25 protein-coding genes are annotated in these 23875 nt (G+C 57.5%); 13 read left to right on the forward strand and 12 right to left on the reverse strand.

What is annotated here, in order from left to right:
• Positions 1–142 precede the first annotated feature (142 nt).
• The 4 genes from Q6A51_RS18470 to moaE all read left to right on the forward strand — a co-directional run bounded on the left by Q6A51_RS18470 (position 143) and on the right by moaE (position 2848).
• On the forward strand, positions 143–1537 hold the full coding sequence (locus Q6A51_RS18470; protein ID WP_201006061.1) for a PhoH family protein: 1395 nt from the start codon (positions 143–145) through the stop codon (positions 1535–1537).
• A gap of 131 nt (positions 1538–1668) precedes the next feature.
• On the forward strand, positions 1669–2154 hold the full coding sequence (gene moaC, locus Q6A51_RS18475) for a cyclic pyranopterin monophosphate synthase MoaC (protein WP_304575433.1): 486 nt from the start codon (positions 1669–1671) through the stop codon (positions 2152–2154).
• The gene (locus Q6A51_RS18480) at positions 2151–2396 is read left to right on the forward strand and encodes a MoaD/ThiS family protein (protein WP_304575434.1); all 246 of its coding nucleotides are present in this window, start codon (positions 2151–2153) and stop codon (positions 2394–2396) included. The genes moaC and Q6A51_RS18480 overlap by 4 nt, the downstream gene beginning before the upstream one ends.
• Positions 2397–2398: 2 nt before the next feature.
• The gene (gene moaE / locus Q6A51_RS18485) at positions 2399–2848 is read left to right on the forward strand and encodes a molybdopterin synthase catalytic subunit MoaE (protein ID WP_201006055.1); all 450 of its coding nucleotides are present in this window, start codon (positions 2399–2401) and stop codon (positions 2846–2848) included.
• Positions 2849–2919: 71 nt separating this feature from the next.
• Here moaE and rhlB read toward each other — a convergent pair whose 3' ends face one another.
• Both rhlB and Q6A51_RS18495 read right to left on the reverse strand, forming a co-directional pair.
• A complete protein-coding gene (gene rhlB / locus Q6A51_RS18490; protein WP_304575435.1) occupies positions 2920–4371 on the reverse strand; it encodes an ATP-dependent RNA helicase RhlB in 1452 nt (483 codons plus the stop codon).
• Between the two features lie 127 nt (positions 4372–4498).
• Positions 4499–5158 (reverse strand): alpha/beta hydrolase, encoded by a 660-nt coding sequence (locus Q6A51_RS18495; RefSeq protein ID WP_201018073.1) that lies wholly within the window; start codon positions 5156–5158, stop codon positions 4499–4501.
• A 480-nt stretch (positions 5159–5638) separates the two neighbouring features.
• Between Q6A51_RS18495 and Q6A51_RS18500 the strand changes: the two genes are divergently transcribed.
• From Q6A51_RS18500 to Q6A51_RS18515, 4 genes are all read left to right on the forward strand, one after another.
• Complete coding sequence (locus Q6A51_RS18500; RefSeq protein ID WP_304575436.1) at positions 5639–6667, forward strand: amino acid ABC transporter substrate-binding protein; 1029 nt, start codon at positions 5639–5641, stop codon at positions 6665–6667.
• A gap of 71 nt (positions 6668–6738) precedes the next feature.
• Entirely contained in the window at positions 6739–7920 is a 1182-nt protein-coding gene (locus Q6A51_RS18505) for an amino acid ABC transporter permease (RefSeq protein ID WP_201018072.1), read from the forward strand.
• Between the two features lie 10 nt (positions 7921–7930).
• Complete coding sequence (locus Q6A51_RS18510; RefSeq protein WP_201018071.1) at positions 7931–9028, forward strand: amino acid ABC transporter permease; 1098 nt, start codon at positions 7931–7933, stop codon at positions 9026–9028.
• Positions 9029–9038: 10 nt separating this feature from the next.
• Positions 9039–9803, forward strand: coding sequence for an amino acid ABC transporter ATP-binding protein (locus Q6A51_RS18515; RefSeq protein ID WP_201006044.1), 765 nt, complete (start codon positions 9039–9041; stop codon positions 9801–9803).
• Positions 9804–9890: 87 nt separating this feature from the next.
• Here Q6A51_RS18515 and Q6A51_RS18520 read toward each other — a convergent pair whose 3' ends face one another.
• The 3 genes from Q6A51_RS18520 to Q6A51_RS18530 are packed head-to-tail and all read right to left on the reverse strand — an operon-like array spanning position 9891 to position 11657.
• The gene (locus tag Q6A51_RS18520; protein WP_304575437.1) at positions 9891–10457 is read right to left on the reverse strand and encodes a hypothetical protein; all 567 of its coding nucleotides are present in this window, start codon (positions 10455–10457) and stop codon (positions 9891–9893) included.
• The gene (locus Q6A51_RS18525; RefSeq protein ID WP_304575438.1) at positions 10450–11190 is read right to left on the reverse strand and encodes a DUF4225 domain-containing protein; all 741 of its coding nucleotides are present in this window, start codon (positions 11188–11190) and stop codon (positions 10450–10452) included. Before Q6A51_RS18525 ends, Q6A51_RS18520 begins: the two co-directional genes overlap by 8 nt.
• Complete coding sequence (locus tag Q6A51_RS18530; protein ID WP_304575439.1) at positions 11172–11657, reverse strand: Hcp family type VI secretion system effector; 486 nt, start codon at positions 11655–11657, stop codon at positions 11172–11174. Before Q6A51_RS18530 ends, Q6A51_RS18525 begins: the two co-directional genes overlap by 19 nt.
• A 208-nt stretch (positions 11658–11865) precedes the next feature.
• On the opposite strand from Q6A51_RS18530, the gene Q6A51_RS18535 reads away from it, so the two are divergent.
• The 4 genes from Q6A51_RS18535 (at position 11866) to Q6A51_RS18550 (ending at position 15034) form a co-directional block, all read left to right on the forward strand.
• Positions 11866–13092: an MFS transporter gene (locus tag Q6A51_RS18535; RefSeq protein WP_201018069.1), complete on the forward strand. Its 1227-nt coding sequence runs from the start codon at positions 11866–11868 to the stop codon at positions 13090–13092.
• A gap of 121 nt (positions 13093–13213) precedes the next feature.
• Entirely contained in the window at positions 13214–13705 is a 492-nt protein-coding gene (locus Q6A51_RS18540) for a nuclear transport factor 2 family protein (RefSeq protein ID WP_304575440.1), read from the forward strand.
• On the forward strand, positions 13698–14033 hold the full coding sequence (locus tag Q6A51_RS18545) for a GIY-YIG nuclease family protein (RefSeq protein ID WP_304575441.1): 336 nt from the start codon (positions 13698–13700) through the stop codon (positions 14031–14033). Before Q6A51_RS18540 ends, Q6A51_RS18545 begins: the two co-directional genes overlap by 8 nt.
• 65 nt (positions 14034–14098) lie before the next feature.
• Positions 14099–15034: a glutathione S-transferase family protein gene (locus tag Q6A51_RS18550; protein WP_304575442.1), complete on the forward strand. Its 936-nt coding sequence runs from the start codon at positions 14099–14101 to the stop codon at positions 15032–15034.
• A gap of 76 nt (positions 15035–15110) precedes the next feature.
• Here the strand turns inward: Q6A51_RS18550 and Q6A51_RS18555 are convergent, their stop codons facing one another.
• Together Q6A51_RS18555 and yejK are read right to left on the reverse strand one after the other, a co-directional pair.
• On the reverse strand, positions 15111–15461 hold the full coding sequence (locus tag Q6A51_RS18555) for a glutaredoxin family protein (RefSeq protein ID WP_201018065.1): 351 nt from the start codon (positions 15459–15461) through the stop codon (positions 15111–15113).
• Positions 15462–15466: 5 nt separating this feature from the next.
• A complete protein-coding gene (yejK, locus tag Q6A51_RS18560; RefSeq protein ID WP_201018064.1) occupies positions 15467–16468 on the reverse strand; it encodes a nucleoid-associated protein YejK in 1002 nt (333 codons plus the stop codon).
• Between the two features lie 392 nt (positions 16469–16860).
• Here yejK and Q6A51_RS18565 point away from each other — a divergent pair, with 392 nt between their 5' ends.
• On the forward strand, positions 16861–17142 hold the full coding sequence (locus Q6A51_RS18565) for an HU family DNA-binding protein (RefSeq protein ID WP_020304671.1): 282 nt from the start codon (positions 16861–16863) through the stop codon (positions 17140–17142).
• A gap of 79 nt (positions 17143–17221) precedes the next feature.
• On the opposite strand, the gene rlmF is transcribed toward Q6A51_RS18565, so the two are convergent.
• The 5 genes from rlmF to Q6A51_RS18590 form a co-directional block, all read right to left on the reverse strand.
• Positions 17222–18190, reverse strand: coding sequence for a 23S rRNA (adenine(1618)-N(6))-methyltransferase RlmF (gene rlmF / locus Q6A51_RS18570; protein WP_201006024.1), 969 nt, complete (start codon positions 18188–18190; stop codon positions 17222–17224).
• Positions 18191–18367: 177 nt separating this feature from the next.
• Positions 18368–21214 (reverse strand): valine--tRNA ligase, encoded by a 2847-nt coding sequence (locus tag Q6A51_RS18575; protein ID WP_304575443.1) that lies wholly within the window; start codon positions 21212–21214, stop codon positions 18368–18370.
• 188 nt (positions 21215–21402) lie between these two features.
• Positions 21403–21858 carry a DNA polymerase III subunit chi gene (locus tag Q6A51_RS18580; RefSeq protein WP_201018059.1) on the reverse strand — a complete coding sequence of 152 codons (456 nt, stop codon included), beginning with the start codon at positions 21856–21858 and terminating at the stop codon, positions 21403–21405.
• Between the two features lie 7 nt (positions 21859–21865).
• On the reverse strand, positions 21866–22294 hold the full coding sequence (locus tag Q6A51_RS18585) for a DNA polymerase III subunit chi (protein WP_201006018.1): 429 nt from the start codon (positions 22292–22294) through the stop codon (positions 21866–21868).
• A gap of 56 nt (positions 22295–22350) precedes the next feature.
• A complete protein-coding gene (locus tag Q6A51_RS18590; protein WP_304575444.1) occupies positions 22351–23841 on the reverse strand; it encodes a leucyl aminopeptidase in 1491 nt (496 codons plus the stop codon).
• Between the last annotated feature and the right edge of the window lie 34 nt (positions 23842–23875).

Raw genomic sequence — 23875 nt, forward strand, 5'->3', positions numbered from 1 at the left:
AAACCTGCAACACAGGTGGCGTCCTCAACGACCCATCTTGAGCAACATTCTTCCCTGCCTCAAGGGAAGGAACCGGCGGCCTTTTCGTGGCGCAGCTTTGTAGTGGTTCTGCGCCGCCTGGCTTCTATAAAGGTGAGCGAGTATGGATGATCACGGACGCAACCCTTCCACTAACCAGCCTATCCTTTACGTGCTCGATACCAACGTATTGATCCATGATCCAAACGCACTGCTGAATTTCGAAGAACACCGCGTTGCCATTCCGATGACGGTTCTGGAGGAACTGGACAAGCTCAAGGACGGCAAGCATTCGGTCGCTGCCGAGTGCCGTCAGGCCATCCGCCTTATCGACAAGACTCTGGGTGAAGCTTCACCGGAAGAAGTCGAAAAGGGCGTGCCTATCGACCGGGGGACCGGCGTATTCAAGGGCTTCCTGTCGATTCTGATGAGCAAGCGCGAGGAACCCAACAGCCTTCTTCCCGAGCATTTGAACGACAACATCATCATCAACCAGTTGGTCGACCTGCACGCGCGTAACAAGGATTTGCGTCTGGTGCTGGTGACCAAGGACATCAACATGCGCCTCAAGGCGCGGGCCTGCGGGATTGCCGCCGAGGACTACAGCACTGACCAGCTGGTCGATGACGTCTCGCTGCTGTCGCGGGGTTATCACGATATTCCCGGCTCGTTCTGGGACCGGGTCAGCAAGGTCGAAACCCGTCAGGACCATGGCCGCACCTGGCATCGCGTGCAGTTGAGCGAAAGCCTGCCCGCGGTTCATATGAACGAGTTCATCATCGACGAGCAAGGCTTCGTCGGCTGGATCAAGGGCGTCAGGAGCGACGAGCTGCTGATTCTGGACATGCATCAGGAACCCTTGCTGCACCAGGAAGCCTGGGGCCTGAAACCACGCGATATCTATCAAGGGCTGGCGCTGTTCGCGTTGCTCGATCCTGATATTCATCTGGTCAACCTGTCCGGCGCTGCCGGTTCCGGCAAGACCATCCTGGCGCTGGCCGCTGCCATTGAGCAGACCATGGTCAGCAAACGCTATCGCCGCATCATCGCAACCCGCAGCGTGCAAGGCCTGGATCAGGAAATAGGCTTCCTGCCCGGCACCGAGGCGGAAAAAATGGAGCCATGGCTGGGTGCAATCACCGACAACCTCGAAGCCTTGCACATGGATGACGAAAACACCCATGGCAGTGTCGATTACATCCTCAGCAAGGTGCCGTTGCAGTTCAAATCCCTCAACTACATCCGGGGCCGCAGCTTCCAGCAAAGCCTGATACTGATCGACGAATGCCAGAACCTGACGCCGCACCAGATGAAAACCATCATCACCCGTGCCGGTGCCGGTTCCAAAGTGGTCTGCCTGGGTAACCTGGCGCAGATCGATACCCCTTACCTGTCAGCCACCAGCTCGGGGTTGACCTACCTGACGGAGCGCTTCAAGGATTTCCCCAACGGCGTACACATCACCCTGCAAGGGGTTCCACGCTCGGTACTGGCTGAATATGCCGAGAGTCATCTGTAAGCGGTAAGCGGTAAGTTGCAAGCTGCAAGCGAGAAGCCAGAGTGTGGTTCGCTTGTAGCTTGCAGTTCTTGCCGCTTGTAGCTGACGCCCTTGGCTAACTACAATCGCCACTCCTGCTCAGGAGTAAGGCTGTGCTGACTCATCTCGATTCCCAAGGTCGCGCCAATATGGTCGACGTCACTGACAAAGCCGTGACGTCCCGTGAGGCTGTGGCTCAAGCGCTTGTGCGCATGTTGCCTGAAACCCTGCAAATGATTGTCAGCGGCGGTCATCCCAAAGGGGATGTGTTTGCTGTTGCGCGCATTGCCGGCATTCAGGCGGCGAAGAAAACCAGTGATCTGATCCCGCTCTGCCATCCGCTGATGCTCACCAGCGTCAAGGTCGAACTCAGTGCCCAAGGGGATGATGTGGTGCTGATCGTCGCGCGCTGCAAGCTGGCCGGGCAGACCGGTGTGGAAATGGAAGCCCTGACTGCCGCCAGTGTTGCTGCGCTGACCATCTATGACATGTGCAAGGCCGTTGATCGCGGCATGACTATCGAGTCGGTGCGCTTGCTGGAAAAACTCGGTGGCAAGAGCGGTCACTTCATTGCCGACGAGCCGGGAGCTGCGCAATGAGTGTGCAGGTTCAGTATTTCGCCCGTTATCGGGAAGCGTTGGGGCTGGATGGCGAGCGTGTCGAGGGTACTTTCGCCACGCTGAACGACCTGCGCCAGCACCTGCTGCTGCGCGGTGAGGCCTGGCAAGTGCTGGCCGAGCAGAACCTGATGTGCGCCCGCAATCAAGAGCTGTGTCAGCTGGACGAACCGCTGACGGATGGCGATGAAGTGGCATTCTTTCCTACCGTGACCGGAGGCTGAGCATGGCGATTCGCGTGCAAGCGGCGGCGTTCGATCCAGGTGCCGAGGTCAATGCACTGCATGCGGCCAATGTCGGCATCGGCGCGGTGGTGAGTTTTGTCGGTTACGTGCGGGACTTCAACGAAGGGCGTGAGGTTTCGGGCATGTTTCTGGAGCACTATCCAGGCATGACTGAAAAGGCTCTGGCAAAGATCGTGGTTGAAGCCGAACAGCGCTGGCCACTGCTCAGGCTGGAAGTGCTGCACCGGGTCGGCGCACTGGAGCCCGGCGAGCCAATCGTGTTTGTCGGCGTTGCCAGCGCTCATCGTCAGGCCGCGTTCGAGGCCTGTGATTTCGTCATGGACTACCTGAAGACTCGCGCACCGTTCTGGAAGCGCGAAAACACCGCCGAAGGCCCGCGCTGGGTCGAAGGGCGGCATAGCGATCAGGCGGCGGCTGATCGTTGGAAATGAATGCTGGTGTTCGCGACTGAAGTCGCTCCTGCACAGAACGCTGTAGGAGCGACTTCAGTCGCGAAAAAGGCTCAGGCCTTGCGCACCACAGCCCGCAGCAACTCGGTCGGTGGCATTTCGCAGCTGATCTTGCGGCCCAGCTTCTCTTCGATGGCCGGGAGCTGATAGGAATCGTCTTCCCCGGCAAAGCTGATCGAAACGCCATCCGCGCCCGCACGGCCTGTGCGCCCGATGCGGTGTACGTAATCGTCCGGCACTTCCGGCAGGGTGAAGTTGATGACATGGCTGATGCCGTCGATATGGATACCGCGGCCTGCGACGTCTGTTGCCACCAACACCCGAATCTTGCCTTCGCGGAAACCTTCCAGAGTCTTGATCCGTTTGTGCTGGGGAACATCGCCTGAAAGTTGTGCGGCGTTTACTCCGTCACGCACCAGACGCTCTTCGATACGGCGCACTTCATCCTTGCGGTTGGCAAAGACCATCACCCGTTCCCAGCCGTTGTCGGTGACCAGGTTGTACAGCAGCTTGTACTTGTCAGCCGAAGCCACCGCGTAGATATGCTGTTCGACGTTGCTGTTGGCGACGTTCTCGGCTTCGATTTCGACGATGGCCGGGTCGGTCGTCCATTGCTTGGCGAGGTTCATCACGTCATCGGTGAAGGTCGCGGAGAACAGCAGCGTCTGACGCTCGCCCTTGTGCGGCGTCTGGCGAATGATCTGGCGTACCTGGGGGATAAAGCCCATGTCCAGCATGCGGTCGGCTTCGTCGAGGACCATCACTTCGACCATGTCCAGATGCACTTCACCGCGCTGGTTGAAGTCCAGCAGACGTCCCGGTGTTGCAACCAGAATGTCGCAATGACGGGCTTCGAGCTGCTTGAGCTGTTTGTCGAATTCCATGCCGCCCACGAACGTCATGACGTTCAGGTTGGTGTATTTGGTCAGCGCTGCCGCGTCCTTGGCAATTTGCACCACCAGTTCGCGGGTCGGGGCGATGATCAGGGCGCGGGGTTCACCCATGTAACGCTCTTTGGGCGGCGGCGTCTGGGTCAACTGGGTGATGATCGAGATCAGGAACGCGGCGGTCTTGCCCGTACCGGTCTGGGCGCGACCGATGGCGTCCTTGCCCTTGAGGGTGTAACCCAGCACGCCCGCCTGGATCGGCGTGCAGTACGGGAAGCCCAGATCATGAATCGCGTGCATCAGTTCGGGGGCCAGATCGAAGTCATGGAAGCGCGTCTTGCCTTCCTGAGGTTCGACAGCGAAATCTTCGAGCTTCCAGGTGACGACAGGCGGCTTGGGCGCTCGCTCTCGACGTGGACGTTCGGCCTTGGGTTTGTCGCTCCTGGCCTGAGCCGGGGCTGCGGGTTCCTTGACCGAAGCCTGAGCCTTGACCGCACGATTCTGCGATTCGTCTTCAGCGACAGCCCTGGAGGCGGGGGTGGATGCTGCGTGGTTGGGCGCGAGCTGCTCAGCCTCGCTTTTACCGAACATCTTTTTAAGTGCTTTGAGCACGGTCATCTCGTCAATTGATTAAGGAATCTACGCCGAGCAGTGTAATGCAAGAATCGGGCGCGGCGTAGTGTCATCCATGGTTCGCTACACAGGCGCCCGATCAGGCCGGTTCAAAGCTCCATTAAAGAAGACGTTACCGAAGTTTCTCGGCAAGCCAGATCTGGATGTCGGAAATTTCCTGGGGTAACACTTGATGCCCCATTGGGTACTCTTTCCATTGAGCGGTTACACCCAGCGTCTTGAGGTACTCGTAAACGGTACGTCCCATGGCATTGTGGACCACTTCGTCGTGAAAACCATGCAGACAATAGGCCGGAATACGCTGCTGGCTGGCTGACAATGTCATCTGGTCATTGAAGGTTGGCGCGTAGGTGGACAATGCCAGCACGCCACCCAGCGGGCCTTGCCAGCGTTTGTAGGCTGTGTGCAGAACCACGGCGCCGCCCTGGGAAAAACCTGCCAGGAAGATTCTGGCGGGGTCGATGCCACTGTCGCGTTGTTGCTCGATCAGGTCCAGAACCTGTTGGGCCGAGGCTTCCATCTCATCGTGATCGATGGAGCGGGCTTCGGAAGTCATGCTCTTGATGTCATACCAGCTCGGCATTTCATAGCCACCGTTGACGGTAACGGCGCGTTTCGGGGCCTGGGGCAATATGAAGCGAGTGGTCGTCAACGACTCCTGAAGGGCTTCGGCGACGGGAAGAAAATCGTAACGGTCGGCACCCAGGCCGTGCAGCCAGATGACGCAGGCATCGGATTCTGCGGTGGGTTGAAGGATCAAAGGCTCGCTCATGAGTGCTCCAATAGGGTGCATTGATTGTTTTTTGGCGCATTAATTAAGTGCGCGTGCAGTTTAAAAGTGAAAGAAGATGTCGCAAGGTTACAAGTTTTCGACTTGACCTGTCGCTAATTCGACATCGCCAGCATGCTGGTACGGGCTTTGCTATGAAACGTGTGGAGTCAAAGCGCTCACATCGATCGGTAACACTATTAGGCTACTACTTGTAACGATCGAAGGCAGCACGGGAGTCCATGCGTCAGGACTCCCGGCATGATTGATCCTGTACCGCTCTGGTCCGGGGAAAGCACGGGGCTTTGGTCTTAGGGCTATAAATGAATGATGAAGGTGAGTGACGAGATGATCTTGCGCTCGATTCATGGTCCAGGCCCAACGTCGTATGACCCAAAAAAAAGCCAGCACGGGTCATTAATGCCTCACAAGGGTGCGGCGTAACCGAAGTCCCACACAATAAAGAGCACACTGGAGGTTTGAATGAAGATGTTGAAATCCACACTGGCGGTCGTGACAGCTGTAGCAGCACTCGGCGTGACCGGTGCAGCTAACGCCGGTGCCACACTTGACGCTATCCAGAAGAAAGGTTTTGTTCAGTGCGGTGTCAGCGATGGCCTGCCAGGGTTCTCCGTTCCAGATGCTACAGGCAAGATTACCGGTATCGACGCTGACGTGTGCCGTGCCGTAGCTGCTGCCGTTTTCGGTGACGCAACCAAGGTCAAATTCAGCCAGTTGAACGCCAAGGAGCGTTTCACCGCGCTGCAATCCGGTGAAATCGACATCCTGTCGCGTAACACCACCTGGACCAGCTCCCGTGATTCGGGCATGGGCCTGGTATTCGCCGGCGTGACTTACTACGACGGTATCGGCTTCCTGGTAAACAACAAGCTGGGCGTCAAGAGCGCCAAGGAACTGGACGGTGCAACCGTTTGTATCCAGGCTGGTACTACCACTGAGCTGAACGTCTCCGACTACTTCCGCTCCAACGGTCTGAAATACACCCCGATCACTTTCGACACCTCCGACGAAAGCGCCAAGTCGCTGGAAGGCGGCCGTTGCGACGTACTGACCTCCGATCAGTCGCAACTCTACGCACAGCGCAGCAAGCTGGCCAAGCCTGACGACTACGTCGTTCTGCCTGAAGTGATCTCCAAGGAGCCACTGGGCCCGGTAGTACGTAAAGGCGACGAAGAGTGGTTCTCCATCGTTCGCTGGACCCTGTTCGCTCAGTTGAACGCAGAAGAGGCTGGCATTACTTCGAAGAACGTCGAAGCTGAAGCCAAGGCCACCAAGAACCCTGACGTTGCCCGTATGCTCGGTGCTGACGGCGAGTACGGCAAAGACCTGAAACTGCCGAAGGACTGGGTCGTTCAGATCGTCAAGCAGGTAGGTAACTACGGCGAGATGTTCGAGCGTAACCTGGGCGAAGCGACCCCGCTGAAAATCAAGCGCGGCCAAAACGCTCTGTGGAACAAAGGTGGCATTCAGTACGCTCCACCAATTCGCTGATTGACCCGGCGCCCGACAGGCTTTTTTAGCCTGTCGGGCGTTGTTCTGTTCGATTTTTCCTGGGGCATTTCATGGAAAAGCAAATCGTCGCACCAAAGCAAAAGCTCTCTTTGAGCGACCCAAAAGTGCGCGCGTGGTTATTTCAGATCATCACCGTAGTGGCGGTGGTCTCGTTGGGCTGGTTCATGTTCGACAACACCCAGACCAACCTGCAGCATCGTGGTATTACATCGGGTTTCGGGTTTCTTGAGCGCAGTGCCGGTTTCGGTATTGCCCAGCACTTGATCGACTACACGGAAGCGGACAGCTATGCCCGCGTCTTTGTCATCGGCTTGCTCAATACCCTGCTGGTGTCGATCATCGGTATCTTTCTGGCGACTATCCTGGGCTTCATCATTGGTGTCGCTCGTCTGTCGCCGAACTGGATGATCAACAAGCTGGCGACCGTATACGTCGAAGTCTTCCGTAACATTCCGCCGTTGCTGCAGATCCTGTTCTGGTACACCGCCGTATTCCTGACCCTGCCCGGACCACGTCAGGCTCATGGCTACCTGGACATGTTCTTTGTCAGCAGCCGCGGGTTGAACATGCCCAAGGCAATTCCTTCCGAAGGCATCTGGGCGTTTCTGATCAGCATCGTCATCGCCATTGTGGCGGTGGTCGCGATGGTGCGTTGGGCCAACAAGCGTTTTGAAGCCACTGGCGAGCCGTTCCACAAGTTCTGGGCCAGCCTGGGTCTGCTGCTGGTCATTCCCGGCCTGAGCATGCTGATCTTCGGCAGCCCGGTGCATTGGGAACTGCCTCAGCTCAAAGGCTTCAACTTCACCGGTGGCTGGGTACTGATCCCTGAACTGATCTCCCTGACTCTGGCGCTGACCATCTACACCGCGGCGTTCATCGCCGAAATCGTGCGTTCGGGCATCAAGTCGGTCAGCCACGGCCAGACCGAAGCCGCTCGTTCCCTGGGCCTGCGCCCTGGGCCAACGCTGCGCAAGGTCATCATTCCGCAAGCCCTGCGGGTGATCATTCCGCCGTTGACCAGCCAGTTCCTGAACCTGGCGAAGAACTCTTCGCTGGCGGCAGCGATCGGTTATCCGGAAATGGTTTCTCTGTTTGCCGGTACGGTGCTCAACCAGACCGGTCAGGCCATTGAAGTCATTGCCATCACCATGAGCGTGTACCTGGCGATCAGTATCAGCATTTCCATGCTGATGAACTGGTACAACAAGCGCATTGCGCTGATCGAGCGGTGAGGAAACGCGCATGACAACTCATACTTTCAAACCTGACATGCCACCACCGAGCAAAGTGTTCGGCCCGGTTGCGTGGATGCGGCAGAACCTGTTCTCCAGCTGGATCAACACGCTGCTGACCCTGCTCTCGTTCTACCTGATCTACCTGATCGTCCCGCCGATGATCAGCTGGTCACTGCTGGACGCCAACTGGATCGGCACCACCAAGGAAGACTGCACCAAGGCAGGTGCCTGCTGGGTATTCGTCCAGCAGCGTTTTGGCCAGTTCATGTATGGCTACTTCCCGACTGAATTGCGCTGGAGGGTCGACCTCACCGCAATCCTGGCGATTGTCGGTGCTGCGCCTCTGTTCATCTCGAAGTTCCCGCGCAAGGCGTTCTACGCCATCGGCTTCCTGGTGCTTTACCCGATCATCGCGTTCTACCTGCTGCATGGCGGCGCGTTTGGTCTGAGCATTGTGGCAACCAGTCAGTGGGGCGGCCTGATGCTGACCCTGGTGATCGCGACCGTCGGTATCGCCGGTGCGCTGCCGCTGGGTATTCTGCTGGCACTGGGGCGTCGTTCCAACATGCCGGCCGTGCGCGTGGTGTGCGTGACCTTCATCGAGTTCTGGCGCGGTGTGCCATTGATCACGGTGCTGTTCATGTCGTCGGTAATGCTGCCGCTGTTCATGCCTGAAGGGATGAACTTCGACAAGCTGCTGCGCGCCCTGATCGGCGTCATCCTGTTCCAGTCGGCGTACATCGCCGAAGTGGTGCGCGGTGGCATGCAGGCAATCCCTAAAGGCCAGTACGAAGCGGCCGCAGCGATGGGCCTGGGCTACTGGCGCGCAATGGGGCTGGTTATCCTGCCGCAGGCGTTGAAGATGGTTATCCCCGGCATCGTCAACACCTTCATTGCCCTGTTCAAGGATACAAGCCTGGTGATCATCATCGGCCTGTTTGACTTGCTCAACAGCGTCAAGCAAGCCACCGCCGACCCGTCATGGCTGGGTATGGCCACCGAAGGCTACGTCTTCGCGGCCCTGGTGTTCTGGATCTTCTGTTTCGGTATGTCCCGCTATTCCATGCATTTGGAACGTAAGCTGGACACAGGCCACAAGCGTTAGGAGTTTTGTGATGAGTGAAGTTATCAGTAAGCCTCTGGGCGCTGAAGGCATGATCCGGATGGAAGGCGTACACAAGTGGTACGGCCAGTTCCATGTACTCAAGGACATCAACCTGAACGTGCGTCAGGGTGAGCGTATCGTATTGTGCGGCCCGTCGGGTTCGGGCAAGTCCACGACCATTCGCTGCCTGAACCGTCTGGAAGAACACCAGCAGGGTCGCATCATCGTTGATGGCACCGAACTGACTTCGGACCTGAAGCAGATCGAAACCATTCGTCGTGAAGTCGGCATGGTGTTCCAGCACTTCAACCTGTTCCCGCACCTGACCATCCTGCAGAACTGCACGCTGGCTCCGATGTGGGTTCGCAACATGCCGAAGAAAAAGGCTGAAGAAATCGCCATGCACTACCTGGAGCGCGTGCGCATTCCAGAGCAGGCGAACAAGTACCCGGGCCAGCTTTCCGGTGGTCAGCAACAGCGTGTGGCGATTGCCCGTGCCCTGTGCATGAAACCGAAAATCATGCTGTTCGACGAGCCGACCTCGGCACTCGACCCGGAAATGGTCAAGGAAGTACTCGACACCATGGTCACCCTGGCCGAAGAGGGCATGACCATGCTCTGCGTAACCCACGAAATGGGCTTTGCCCGCACCGTGGCCAACCGCGTGATCTTCATGGACAAGGGCGAGATCGTCGAACAAGCCGCACCAAACGACTTCTTCGACAACCCGCAAAGCGACCGTACCAAACTGTTCCTCAGCCAGATCATTCACTGAGTCGCAGACGCTGCATGAAAAACCCGGACCTTGTGTCCGGGTTTTTTATGCGCTGCGATTTTTATCGCAGGCAAAAGGAGGAGCGGACTAGAGGTAACCGCGTTTTTTTCTTTCAGCGTGCAGCCCGTATAAAAATATACCGAACAGGATAATCCAAAGCGTTCCGAAGATGATCTTTCGATAGAAAATATCGACGTCAATAAATTCTATGAGTGCCAGACAAATAAGCCCGGAATAAAATGTTGCACAACAAATGCTCGGTATCAAGAGGCTAAATAAGGGTGATAAGAAGTCTGTGATAGGGCTTTTTAGTGTGTAGCTATATTGCGGATTAAAAGAAATGGGTAATGAAGCCTTTCTTGAAAACCAGCGTTTAGGCAGGGATTCTCTGGGGAGTGAAATAATGTGTGCCACTGCCATGAAAATAGAGAACCATTGCAGCAAAGGGCTCGCTGGTGTCCCTGAAAAAGGTACCTCAGTCGTTTGTACCAACTGCCAATGGAGAGCTGAAAAAATAAAATTATAGATAAATGCGATCAAGAATCTATCGCCGGAGTAACCATCACCACTCCATCTGGATTTGGCCCATAGAGAGGGAAGGAAGAAGAGTATGCAGAGTGAAATGATGATGGATTGATAGGAGAGGTCATTCATTTTCTTTATTCCAGTCATTCCACATGTTGCTCATTGTTACTGCATCTGATGCAGCATCAATCACTAATGATGTTGCGGAAGCTTGTTTGTAGGCCCTCTCCTTGTCGGATCTCAAGTATCTGAATAGTCTCCATGCGTCTGGTTTTGGAATAAGTCTAGATGCCCCGTAGAGTGATAAAGCTATATCCGCACCGCCATACGCCATATTGCCCTCAAATTCACTGCCTCCAAAAAACTTGGAAATACCTTGATAGGTCTTTCTGACGTAACCCTGCGTATCTGATCTGCCTTCCCATAAATTACGCCCGTTTTCATAGACATTGTTCGCGCCATGAGTAGCCATCAGGACACCCAATCCGCAGCCCAGCCCGAATGTCCCCCCACACATGGCTGCGCCACCTGTAATCTGTAATCCTCCTGCAACAAGTCCAATGCTTTGTTGTGCAATCGTGAGTGATTGCTTGCTTAGGCTGATTTGCTCTTCCTTGAGCGCTTTCAGTCCTTCATCGGCACTTTTGCGACCTTGGTCAACATCCCTGACAATCTCTCTTGCGTAGTAAGCAACCTCCCTGTTGAATTGAATACGCAGTGTGCCGTCTTTTATGTGTCTAGCACTGATTGTGCAAGCGTGGCCAGCCAGATAAGAGGCAGCTTGGCTGACTTCCTGGAATTTATTGCTTCTATTGATTGTTTTATCGCCACGGCCTTGCTCCCTCATTCCTTTTCTATCCATGAAGCGTAGCCAATGGTACCGGCCTTATGGTGTGTCCAGATGATATCGCGATAACGAATGGCGATATGTTCCAAGGGGACGCTGTCGTTCTGCCGGATTGAGTGGGGAATATCTACGCTCAGGTCTGCGACCATGCCTGCTATTAATTCGACGGTGTAAAATTTTTCCAGTTTTCCCTGAGCGGAGTTGCGGAAGAAATCGATTTTGCAGTTGAGCTCTTCTCTATTAGCTAGCGCCTGAGCTAATAGAGGAGAAGATTTATCAATGTTCTTCGTGATGACAACAGGATGATGCGTGGCGTGTCGGATGCCTCTGATATTGTTCATGTTGTGGCTGAACGAAAGCACCATGATTTCATCCGCATGCCCATCCTGGCATTTATTACCGATGGATTCCTGCGTAGAGCAACCTGCCGAGATGAAGCCTTGATTTTTACCGGTGATTGTCATGTAACCGTGATGTGCCATACATAATCGTCCTGAAGGTAGGCAATCATCTTATTAATATGGCATCAAACAGGCTGTAGGGCGTTTCTGAAAATTACGACGCTTTATGGTCAGTGGGGCCGCGCATTTTTGTGGATATTCAGAGCGAACTTGTATTCGGCAAGGTTCTCCAACAGGATGCACCCCCTTTGCGCAATGCGCTGTAACACATCCTGCCCACGAGAGACTCATGACGACCAAGGCGCCTCAGGCGAGCACGACCTCAATCCAGCACACTCCCACCCTCAAACGCCCATGGCTGTTATTGCTTGGCCTGGTGCTGGTTGCCCTGAATCTGCGGCCCGCGCTCTCCAGCGTTGCGCCATTGCTCAATGCGGTTTCCGACAGCCTTGGGTTGTCGGCGGCCAGGGCCGGGCTTTTGACGACTTTGCCAGTGTTGTGCCTGGGTTTGTTCGCGCCACTGGCGCCACGACTCGCAAGACGTTTCGGCAGCGAGCGGGTGGTGTTGGGGATTCTGCTGTTATTGGCGGCGGGAATCCTGCTGCGTAGCCATTTCGGTGAGGTCGGGTTGTTCGCCGGGAGCCTGTTGGCCGGGGCGAGCATCGGTATTATCGGTGTGTTGCTGCCGGGTATCGTCAAACGTGACTTCCCGAAGCAGGCCGGAGCCATGACTGGCGTCTATACCATGGCGCTGTGCCTTGGTGCTGCGATTGCTGCCGGCTTGACGGTGCCATTGACCCAGTATTTCGATGATCGCTGGAGTGTCGGCCTGGGGTTCTGGATGATCCCGGCGGTACTGGCCGCACTGGTCTGGTTGCCCCAGGCTCGCGAGCTGCATGCTCATCATCAGGTGGCGTATCGCGTGCGTGGTCTGCTGCGTGATCCGCTGGCCTGGCAGGTCACGCTGTATATGGGCCTGCAATCCTCTCTGGCCTACATCGTCTTCGGCTGGTTGCCTTCGGTGCTGATCGACCGCGGCATGACTCCGACCCAGGCGGGTCTGTTGTTGTCCGGCTCGATTATCGTGCAGTTGATCAGTGCCTTGAGTGCGCCATGGCTGGCGACACGGGGCAAGGATCAGCGTCTGTCCATTGTGCTCGTCATGCTGATGACTCTGGGGGGATTGTTCGGTTGCCTGTATGCGCCGCTGGAAGGGCTCTGGGGCTGGGCCATTCTGCTGGGGCTGGGGCAGGGCGGTACGTTCAGTCTGGCACTGGCGCTGATCGTGCTGCGTTCGCGTGACTCCCATGTGGCTTCCAACCTGTCGGGCATGGCTCAAGGGATTGGTTACACCATTGCTTCCATAGGCCCGCTGGCGGTGGGCGTGGTGCATGATGTGACGGGAAGCTGGGATTCGATTGGCTGGATCTTTGCTGCATTGGGGTTTGGAGCCATTGTGGCCGGGCTGGGTGCCGGACGGGCGTTGCATGTGAATGTCGTCAGCGAGAAGGTTTGAATCTGCGCTGTGTGGAAGCGAATTCATTCGCGAACAACATTTATCCTGCGAATGATGATGGCAAAGTGTCGAGTTGCCGCTTATCGTGCATCATCTTTTGCTTCCAAACGGACCTGCATGCATGAGCAACGAACAAACAAGCCAAGCCAATAGCGCATTGATTACCCGCTTCTACGAGGCTTTTGCCCGTCTGGATGCCGAAGGAATGGCGGCCTGTTACAGCGATGATGTGCTATTCAGCGATCCGGTGTTCGGTGAGCTGCGTGGCAGGCAGGCCGGTGATATGTGGCGCATGCTGACCTCGCGTGCCCAGGACTTCTCGGTGGTTTTCGATAATGTCCGCGCCGATGAGCGCAGTGGCGGCGCGCATTGGGTAGCCACTTACCTGTTCAGCCAGACTGGCCGTACTGTGGTCAATAACATCCAGGCCCGGTTTGTCTTCCATGATGGCAAGATCACTGAGCACCATGACAACTTCGATCTGTGGAGCTGGTCGCGTCAGGCGCTGGGCACCAAGGGCCTGCTGCTGGGCTGGACACCGCTGGTGCAAAACGCGATTCGTGCCCAGGCTCAGAAAGGACTCAAAGTGTTTACAGAAAAACGCCATGCCTGACGTTGTGGATGCCGTTATCGATGTCGCAGCACCTGTCGGCAAGCCTTGGTTTGTCTATCTGGTGCGTGCGGCCAATGGTTCGTTGTATTGCGGCATCAGTGACGATCCTTATCGACGCTTTGCCGATCACCAGAGTGGCAAGGGCGCGCGCTTTTTTCATTCCAGCCCGGCAGTAGCGCTGGTCTATGTCGAGGTCTGGGACAGTAAGGGAGAGGCGTTGCGTCAGGAGCGCCTGATCAAGAAGCTGCGCAAGAGCGCCAAGGAAGTACTGGCGGCAAGCTATGCGGGTTCTCCGATCACTCTGCGTGATGCCGTGTCATCAGTCTGATCCTGTAGGCTGCCCGGGTGCAGGGGGTTAAGCTGTTGCTTTCCCTGCGCCCAAGAGGCCAAAGCATGTCAGAGCTGATTCTGCATCACTATCCAGCATCGCTGTTCGCCGAAAAGGCCCGCCTGATGCTCGGCTTCAAGGGGCTCTCGTGGCGGTCGGTGACGATCCCGCCCATCATGCCAAAACCTGATCTGACGGCCCTTACCGGTGGTTATCGCAAGACGCCGGTTCTGCAGGTAGGTGCGGATATCTACTGCGACACCGCATTGATCGCACGTCGTCTGGAGCAGGAAAAGATTTCCCCGACCTTCTATCCCGAAGGCCACGAGTTTACGGTTGCCGGTCTTGCTGCCTGGGGCGATTCGGTGCTGTTCATGCATGCGGTCAGCCTGGTGTTCCAGCCCGCCTCGCTGGCGGTCCGCTTCGCCAAGGTGCCTCCCGAAGCGGTCAAGGCCTTCGTTGCAGACCGGGCAACCTTGTTCGACGGTGGAAGCGCATCACGCCTGCCGCTGGAACAGGCTCAGCATCAATGGCCAACCCTGATGGCTCGTCTGGAGCAGCAACTGGAGCGCAATGGCGACTTCCTGTTTGGCGAGCCTTCGATTGCCGACTTTTCCGTGGCCCACACCCTCTGGTTCCTCAAACAGACCCCCGTGACTGCGCCGCTGGTGGACGACTACCCGACGGTTTCGGCCTGGCTTGGTCGTGTGCTGGGTTTTGGCCATGGAGCGCACAACGACCTCTCTGCTGTCGATGCAGTGCAAATCGCCGCCGACGCCACGCCTGCGGCATTGCCCGATGAGGCGTTTGTAGACCCGAACGGCTTCAAGGCCGGTGATCGGGTGGCGATCTCAGCCATTGATTACGGCGTGGATGAAGTGGAAGGCGAGTTGCTGTTCAGTGGCCGCGAAGAGCTGATCCTGCGCCGCGAAGACCCGCGTGCAGGCGTGGTGCATGTGCATTTCCCACGCCTGGGGTTCCGGATCGAAAAGCGGTCGTGAATTAAATGCTCAGGTAGGAGCGGATTTATCCGCGAAGATCATTTTCGCGAATAAGCGGAGCGCCGCCCGATTGCTCCTACTTCAGCGCCGCCAATATGGCGTCTGGCGAAAAGCCGCGAATCAGCGTCCCGTTGACGTCCAGCAACGGGATACCGCGTCCGCCGAGGGCTTCATAGGCCTTGCGGCCTTCTGCTGACTTCTCGATGTCGTACTCAGTGAACGCGATGCCCTTGCTGTCCAGAAAGCGTCGTGTCTGTTTGCAGTAGCCGCACCATTCGGTCGCATACATCACGACCTTTGCCTGGCTGTAGCTCTGCGCAACGCTGGCGGGTTGCGGGTTGAACAGGTTCTCGATCTTGCCCCAGTTCTGATAGACCACGACCACCAGCATGATCAGCGCGAACTTCTTGAGGGTACGCAGCAGCATCGCGGTTATCGCCGTTTCAACTGATCGGTGAGCTGAGTGGGCAGGCCCTTGATGATCAGGGTGCCGGCCTGTTCGTCATATTCGATCTTGTCACCCAGCAGGTGCGCCTCGAAGCTGATCGACAGGCCTTCTGCGCGGCCCGTAAAGCGGCGGAACTGGTTCAGGGTGCGCTTGTCTGCCGGGATTTCTGGAGACAGGCCGTAATCCTTGTTGCGGATGTGATCGTAGAACGCACGCGGGCGGTCTTCGTCGATCAGTTCTGAGAGTTCTTCCAGGCCCATGGGCTCACCCAGTTTGCTCTGGCTGCTGGCGTAATCCACCAGGGTCTTGGTTTTCTCCCGTGCCGACTCTTCCGGCAGGTCTTCGCTTTCCACGAAGTCGCTGAACGCCTTGAGCAGGGTGCGGGTCTCGCCGGGGCCGTCGACACCTTCCTGGCAGCCGATGAAGTCGCGGAAGTACTCCGAGACTTTCTTGCCGTTCTTGCCCTTGATGAAGGAGATGTACTGCTTGGACTGCTTGTTGTTCTGCCATTCCGAGATATTGATCCGGGCAGCCAGGTGCAACTGGCCCAGGTCCAGATGCCGCGACGGTGTAACGTCCAGCTCGTCATTCACGGCCACGCCTTCGCTGTGGTGCAGCAGGGCGATGGCCAGGTAATCGGTCATGCCTTGCTGGTAATGCGCAAACAGCACATGACCGCCCACCGACAGGTTGGATTCTTCCATCAGCTTCTGCAGGTGCTCCACCGACACACGAGAGAACGCCGTGAAGTCGTTTGCGCCATCCAGATACTCTTTCAGCCAGCCGCTGAAAGGGTGTGCGCCGGATTCGGCATGGAACAGTCCCCAGGCCTTGCCCTGTTTGGCGTTATAGCTCTCGTTGAGGTCCGCGAGCATGTTCTCGATGGCCTGGGACTCAGCGAGTTCGGAGTCGCGAGCGTGGAGAACTGCGGGCGTACCGTCGGGTTTCTTGTCGATCAGGTGGACGATGCAATGACGGATCGGCATGGATATCTCGGCTGATGGTGATGAAGAGCAGGCAGCTCGTTGCAAGGCAGCAAGTGTAACGCACGCCCGCGACAAATGGCCTTGCAGAGCCCTGTTTTCCACTCTGTAGGGTGTTTTGTGATCAATTTTTGTTCTATTACGACTTAAAGCTGACCAAAAGGATAGGTAAGGGCGGATATTTGCCCGGCTCTGTGCTAGTTTTGCGCGGTCTTGCGCACTCTAGCGCGCCAAGCATGCAGATCGTTTACGTGTAGGCCGAACCAAAACCCGGTTTCAGTATCTACATTTCGCGATTAATCGTGGCTGCCAGCGGGAGCCTGGTTCATTGCCCGGCCTTTGGCCGACGTTGCGTTCTGCAATCCAAATGAATTTGATAGGGAAGGAACACCACCATGGCTCTTACCAAAGACCAATTGATCGCCGATATCGCTGAAGCTATCGACGCGCCAAAAACCACCGCGCGTAATGCTCTTGAGCAGTTGGGCCAGATTGTTGCCGACCAACTGGAAAACGGCGTTGAAATCACTCTGCCAGGCATTGGCAAGCTGAAAGTTGCTGAGCGTCCAGCTCGCACCGGCCGCAACCCTTCGACTGGCGCTGCCATCGAAATCGCTGCCAAGAAAGTCATCAAGTTCGTACCGGCCAAAGTGCTGAACGACTCGATCAACAAGTAAGCTCACGCTTGCTGTAAAAAAGCCGTGCGCCGGATAACCGGGCACGGCTTTTTTGATTCTGTAGCGAATGAATTCGCTTCTACATGAAGGTCCAGGCCACGAAACGGCTCTGCTTCTGGCCCTGGCCCATTTCCACGACCCGGCTCTGTAGTGCTCCGGCTCTTGTCAGGGCAGCCTGGATTGCTGGCAGGTTCGAGGCTTTGGAAACCAGCGTGCTGAACCAGCGCACTTGTTCAGGCACCTGGGAGCTTTCGTGAATCAGTTGGGTCACGAAACCGATCTCGCCACCTTCGCACCATAATTCCTGGGATTGCCCGCCGAAATTCAGCACCGGCAGCTTGCGTTTGGGGTCAGCCTTGCCCAGTGCGCGCCATTTACGCTGACTGCCGCGCTGCGCTTCCTCCAGTGAGGAATGGAAGGGCGGGTTGCACAGGCTCACCTCGAAGCGTTCACTGCTGTCGAGCAGGCCCAGCAGAATGTGCTTGCGATTGGTCTGCTGACGCACGCTGATGGCCTTGCTCAAGCCGTTGGCCTTGATGATGGTCGTGGCCGCCGCGATGGCAGTGCTGTCGATATCCGAGCCCACGAAATGCCAGCCGTAGTCACTGTGACCCAGCAGCGGATAGATGCAGTTGGCACCGGTGCCGATGTCCAGCGCCTTGATCGAGGCGCCGCGTGGAATCTCGCCATTGTTCTCGCTGGCCAGCAGGTCGGCGAGAAAATGCAGGTAATCCGCACGCCCCGGAATCGGCGGGCACAGATAGTCTGCCGGAATATCCCAATGGGCAATGCCATACAGCGCTTTGAGCAGTGCCCGGTTGAAGACCCGCACGGCCAGAGGGTTGGCGAAGTCGATGCTTTCCTTCCCATAGGGGTTGAGGATCACGAACTCGGCCAGTTCCGGGCTGCTTTTGATCAGCTTGGGAAAGTCGTAGCGACCCTGATGGCGATTGCGCGGGTGCAGCGTGGCCTTCTCGCGAGGTTCTGCGGGCCTGGCAGGACGCTGGGGCTTCTTGCGGGGAGGTTTGGGTTTGTCTGGCGTGGTCATGGGGAGTCGTTCTGAAGATGCGAATGCTGCGCCCCGTAGGAGCGCGCTGCAAATTTCCGTAGGAGCGAATTTATTCGCGAGAGGTATATCTGAAGAAATGTATAACCTTCAATGACGTCTCGCGGATAAATCCGCTCCTACACCTGTTTGCTGCGCGACAAATAGGGCTGTAACCGCTTACAAACTGGCGATACGTGCGTGTTGCTCGGCCAGCTTGCTCAGGGCCTGTTCGGCTTCGGTCAGCTTGGCGCGTTCCTTGGCGATGACTTCAGGCGGTGCCTTGTCGACGAACGCCGCGTTGGACAGCTTGCCGCCCACGCGCTGGACTTCGCCTTGCAGACGCTGGATTTCCTTGTCCAGACGCGCCAGCTCGGCACCCTTGTCGATCAGGCCGGCCATTGGCACCAGCACTTCCATCTCGCCCACCAGACCGGTCGCGGACAGCGGTGCTTCTGCACCTTCAGCCAGTACGGTGATGGATTCGAGCTTGGCCAGTTTCTTGAGCAGGTAGTCGTTCTCGCTCAGGCGGCGCTGGTCTTCGGCATTGACGTTCTTGAGGAACAGTTGCAGCGGTTTGCCCGGACCAATGTTCATTTCGCCACGGATGTTACGCACCGCCAGCATCAGGCCCTTGAGCCATTCGATATCGTCTTCGGCAGCCGGGTCGATGCGTGTTTCGTTGGCCACCGGCCACGCCTGCAGCATGATGGTCTTGCCGTTGATGCCGGCCAGCGGCGCGAGGCGCTGCCAGATTTCTTCGGTGATGAACGGCATGAACGGATGCGCCAGACGCAACGCGACTTCCAGCACGCGAACCAACGTGCGGCGTGTGCCGCGCTGACGTTCGATCGATGCGTTTTCGTCCCAGAGCACGGGCTTGGACAGCTCCAGGTACCAGTCGCAGTACTGGTTCCAGATGAACTCGTACAGCGCTTGTGCCGCGAGGTCGAAGCGGAACTGATCCAGTTGGCGGGTCACTTCGGCTTCGGTGCGTTGCAGTTGCGAGATGATCCAGCGATCCGCCAGCGACAGCTCGACTTCTTCGCCGTTCTGGCCGCAGTCTTCGCCCTTGTCCAGCACGTAGCGCGCTGCGTTCCAGATCTTGTTGCAGAAGTTGCGATAGCCTTCCACGCGGCCCATGTCGAACTTGATGTCGCGACCGGTAGAGGCCAGCGAGCAGAAGGTGAAGCGCAGGGCGTCGGTGCCGTAGCTGGCGATGCCGTCGGCGAATTCCTGACGGGTCTGCTTTTCGATCTTCTTGGCCAGTTGTGGCTGCATCAGGCCGCTGGTGCGTTTCTGCACCAGGGTTTCCAGGTCGATACCGTCGACGATATCCAGCGGGTCCAGGACGTTGCCCTTGGACTTGGACATTTTCTGGCCCTGACCATCACGCACCAGACCATGCACATAGACAGTCTTGAACGGCACTTGCGGCGTGCCGTCCTCGTTTTTCACCAGATGCATGGTGAGCATGATCATCCGGGCGACCCAGAAGAAAATGATGTCGAAACCGGTGACCAGCACGTCGGTGGAGTGGAAGGTTTCCAGTGCCTTGGTCTTTTCCGGCCAGCCCAGTGTGGAGAAGGTCCACAGGCCCGAGCTGAACCAGGTATCGAGTACGTCGTTGTCCTGTTGCAGCGCAACGTCCGGCCCCAGGTTGTGCTTGGCGCGCACTTCGGCTTCGTCGCGACCGACGTAGACCTTGCCGGACTCGTCGTACCAGGCCGGAATGCGGTGGCCCCACCAGAGCTGACGGCTGATGCACCAGTCCTGAATGTCGCGCATCCACGAGAAGTACATGTTTTCGTACTGCTTGGGCACGAAGGCGATGCGGCCGTCTTCCACTGCGGCAATGGCAGGTTCAGCCAGTGGCTTGGTGGAAACGTACCACTGGTCGGTCAGCCATGGCTCGATGATGGTGCCGGAACGGTCGCCTTTCGGGACTTTCAGGGCGTGGTCATCGACGCTGACCAGCAGGCCGGCGGCATCGAATGCGGCGACGATCTGCTTGCGCGCCTCGAAGCGGTCCAGGCCGGCGTATTCGGCAGGCAGGCGGCCGTCGACGGATTCGTTGAGCGTGCCGTCGAGGTTGAACACCTGAGCGGCAGGCAGCACCGAAGCGTTCTTGTCGAAGATGTTCAGCAGCGGCAGGTTGTGGCGCTTGCCGACTTCATAGTCGTTGAAGTCGTGGGCCGGGGTGATTTTCACGCAGCCGGTGCCGAATTCGGGGTCGCAATAGTCGTCTGCAATGATCGGAATGCGGCGGCCAATCAGTGGCAGCTCTACGAATTTGCCGATCAGCGCCTTGTAGCGCTCGTCTTCAGGGTTTACCGCGACAGCGGCGTCACCCAGCATGGTTTCAGGACGAGTGGTGGCAACTATCAGGTAATCCAGGCCTTCAGCGGTTTTCGCGCCGTCGGCCAGCGGGTAGCGCAGGTTCCACAGGTGACCTTTCTCGTCGTGGTTTTCCACTTCCAGATCGGAAATCGCGGTGTGCAGCTTGGTGTCCCAGTTGACCAGACGCTTGCCACGATAGATCAGGCCGTCTTCATGCAGGCGCACGAAGGCTTCCTGTACGGCGGCGGACATGCCGTCGTCCATGGTGAAACGCTCGCGGCTCCAGTCCACGGACGAACCCAGGCGGCGGATCTGACGGCTGATGTTGCCGCCGGACTCATCCTTCCATTCCCAGATCTTTTCCAGAAATTTCTCGCGGCCCAGATCGTGACGATTCAGGCCCTGAGCCTCGATGCGGCGTTCAACCAGCATTTGCGTGGCGATACCCGCATGGTCGGTGCCCGGCTGCCACAGGGTATTGCGGCCCTGCATGCGACGGAAACGGATCAGAGCATCCATGATCGCATTGTTGAAACCATGACCCATGTGCAGGCTGCCGGTCACGTTCGGCGGCGGGATCATGATGGTGTAGGAGTCCCCCGCGCCCTGCGGAGCGAAATAGTTTTCGGACTCCCAGGTCTGGTACCAGGAAGTTTCGATGGCGTGCGGCTGGTAAGTCTTGTCCATGCGCGGCGGGACCCTGTGGCATTGATTCAGAAAAGCCGACAAGTATAGACCGGGGGGAGGTTGCAGGCTACAAGTGGTAAGCGGCAGGTTGGAAGCTACAAGCTACAAGCTACAAGCTACAAGCTACAAGCTACTAAGCGGAAAGCCATGAGCTTTTTCTTGCAGCTTAAAGCTTGCAACTTGTAGCTTCAGACCTTCCCGCTTTTGGTTGAGGCTACAAGCCTCTCCAGCCTCGCCTCAAGCCGCCGCTTTATCTCCGTCTCGATATGCGGGGCAAAGTCGTCGATCACGTCTTGCATGATCAACTGCGCCGCAGCCCGTAGTTCGGTGTCCAGATGCAGCAGGGCATCGGGATTCGGGCGGGTTTCGGGTTCAGGGGCTGGCTGGGGCTCTGCCGCTTGTTGTACGGGGTGTTGTACGGGCGTATCGGGCAGCAGAGTCGGAATGTCCGGATTGTCGAAATCCATTTCCAGTGTCATGTCGGGTTTTGTGCCGACCACATCGAACAGCAACGGGATCTGGCCTTCGCGGTGAACCGTGTCGGTCAGCAAGGGCGGTTGCAGGTTGTCATCGCCGAGCAGTTGGCGGATCGATTCAAGGTCGTCCAGCAGGAGCGCAGGTTCAGCTTTTTTTGAAGTATCCATCGTGTACTCAAAGACGCTGTAGTCGGTGATCTTGCGGAGGATAACCCTGTTCACGGTAGGAGCGGAAACTCTCTCTTGCCGCCAGACGTATTGCAGGCTCTTCCACGACCACTTCCGCCACACGGGCGAAGCGCTTGAAGAAGGCCGGGATGCGCAGGTCGAGGTTGACCAGCAGGTCCTGATGTTGCCCGGGATCGTCACCAAGCCCCAGCACTACCGGTGCGTCGTGATCGCTTTCGGCTTCGCCATGGGGCAGGAAAACTTCACCCTTGAAGCGCCAGAGCCGGGCATCGAGGTCTTCGCGCTGGGCGTTGTCGCTGCAATGCAGATAAACCTTGTGGCCCAGGCGCCAGGCTTTTTCCGTCAGCTTGCAGGCGAAGTCCAGACGTGCCGCAGGATCGGCGCTGGGGAGAATGTAAAAGTCGACTTGAGTCATTTCTGTTCCAGTGCAAGCGACGTATCGACCGGCAAGCCGATACGTCGCAAGGCATCTTATGCGCCAGCGCGATCCAGCAGGTATTGGGTCAGCAGCGGAACAGGACGACCAGTTGCGCCTTTGTCCTTGCCACCGCTCAGCCATGCAGTGCCGGCGATGTCCAGGTGCGCCCAGTCATAGGCCTTGGCGAAGCGCGACAGGAAGCAGGCTGCGGTGATGGTGCCGCCTTTCGGGCCGCCGATGTTGGCGATGTCCGCGAACGGGCTGTCCAGTTGCTCCTGATACTCGTCGAACAACGGCAGTTGCCAGGCACGGTCATCGGCCAGTTTGCCAGCGTCCAGCAGTTGATTGATCAGCACGTCGTTGTTGCCCAGCAGGCCGGAAGTGTGGCCGCCCAGTGCAACCACGCAAGCGCCGGTCAGGGTCGCGATATCGATGACCGCCTGCGGCTTGAAGCGCTCGGCGTAGGTCAGGGCATCGCACAGTACCAGACGGCCTTCGGCGTCGGTGTTGAGGATCTCGACGGTCTGGCCGCTCATGGTCTTGACGATATCGCCCGGACGGGTTGCGGTGCCGCTTGGCATGTTCTCGGCGCAGGCCAGGATGCAAACCAGATTGATCGGCAGTTGTAGTTCAAGCACGGCGCGCAGGGTGCCGAATACGCTGGCGGCACCGCACATGTCGAACTTCATCTCGTCCATGCCAGCGGCCGGCTTGATGCTGATGCCGCCGGTGTCGAAGGTGATGCCTTTACCGACCAGCACGAAAGGTTTTTCGCTCTTCTTGCCGCCCTGATAGTTCATGACGATCAGGCGTGGAGGCTGGGCGCTGCCTTGTGCGACGGCCAGGAAAGAACCCATGCCCAGTTCGGCCAGTTTCTTCTCGTCGTGGACTTCGACTTTCAGATTCTTGTGAGCCTTGCCCAGTGCCTTGGCTTCTTCGCCCAGGTAGGTCGGGTGGCAGATGTTCGGCGGCAGGTTGCCCAGGTCGCGGGTGAAAGCCATGCCTTTGGCGATGGCCTGGGCGTGGGTGGCTGCGCGCTCGACATCGGCAACACTGGACTTGGCGGTCAGCAGGGTGATTTTCTTCAGGGCGCGAGGTTCGGCTTTCTGGCTCTTGAAGCGGTCGAACACGTATTCGCCGTCAGCCAGGGTTTCCACCAGCAGGCGAGCTTTGCCGTAAGTGTCGCGATTCTTCACCGCTACCTGATCCAGCGCGATGGCTGCATCGCTGCCGCCCAGCCCCTTGAGGGTCGAGAGCACGCTGGCGATGACTTTCTTGAATTGACGATCCGACAGTTCGGCTTCCTTGCCGATCCCTACCAGCAGGACGCGCTCGGCCTTGAGGTTGGGCAGGCTGTGCAGCAACAGGCTCTGGCCAACCTTGCCTGCCAGATCCCCGCGTTTGAGAACGGCGGCAATGGCGCCGCCGCTTAGCGCGTCTACGCTTTGAGCAGCAGCGCTCAGAATGCGATTTTCGCCCACTGCAACCACCAGGGTGGCGGTCTTCAAGGTTTCTGGGCTTACGCTTTTAACAACCAATTCCATGTCGGGTCCCCGAATAGACTGCGAGCTTTCGCAA

Origin of the sequence: Pseudomonas serbiensis, assembly GCF_030580745.1 — a bacterium.
In the GTDB taxonomy this organism is placed as follows: domain Bacteria; phylum Pseudomonadota; class Gammaproteobacteria; order Pseudomonadales; family Pseudomonadaceae; genus Aquipseudomonas; species Aquipseudomonas serbiensis.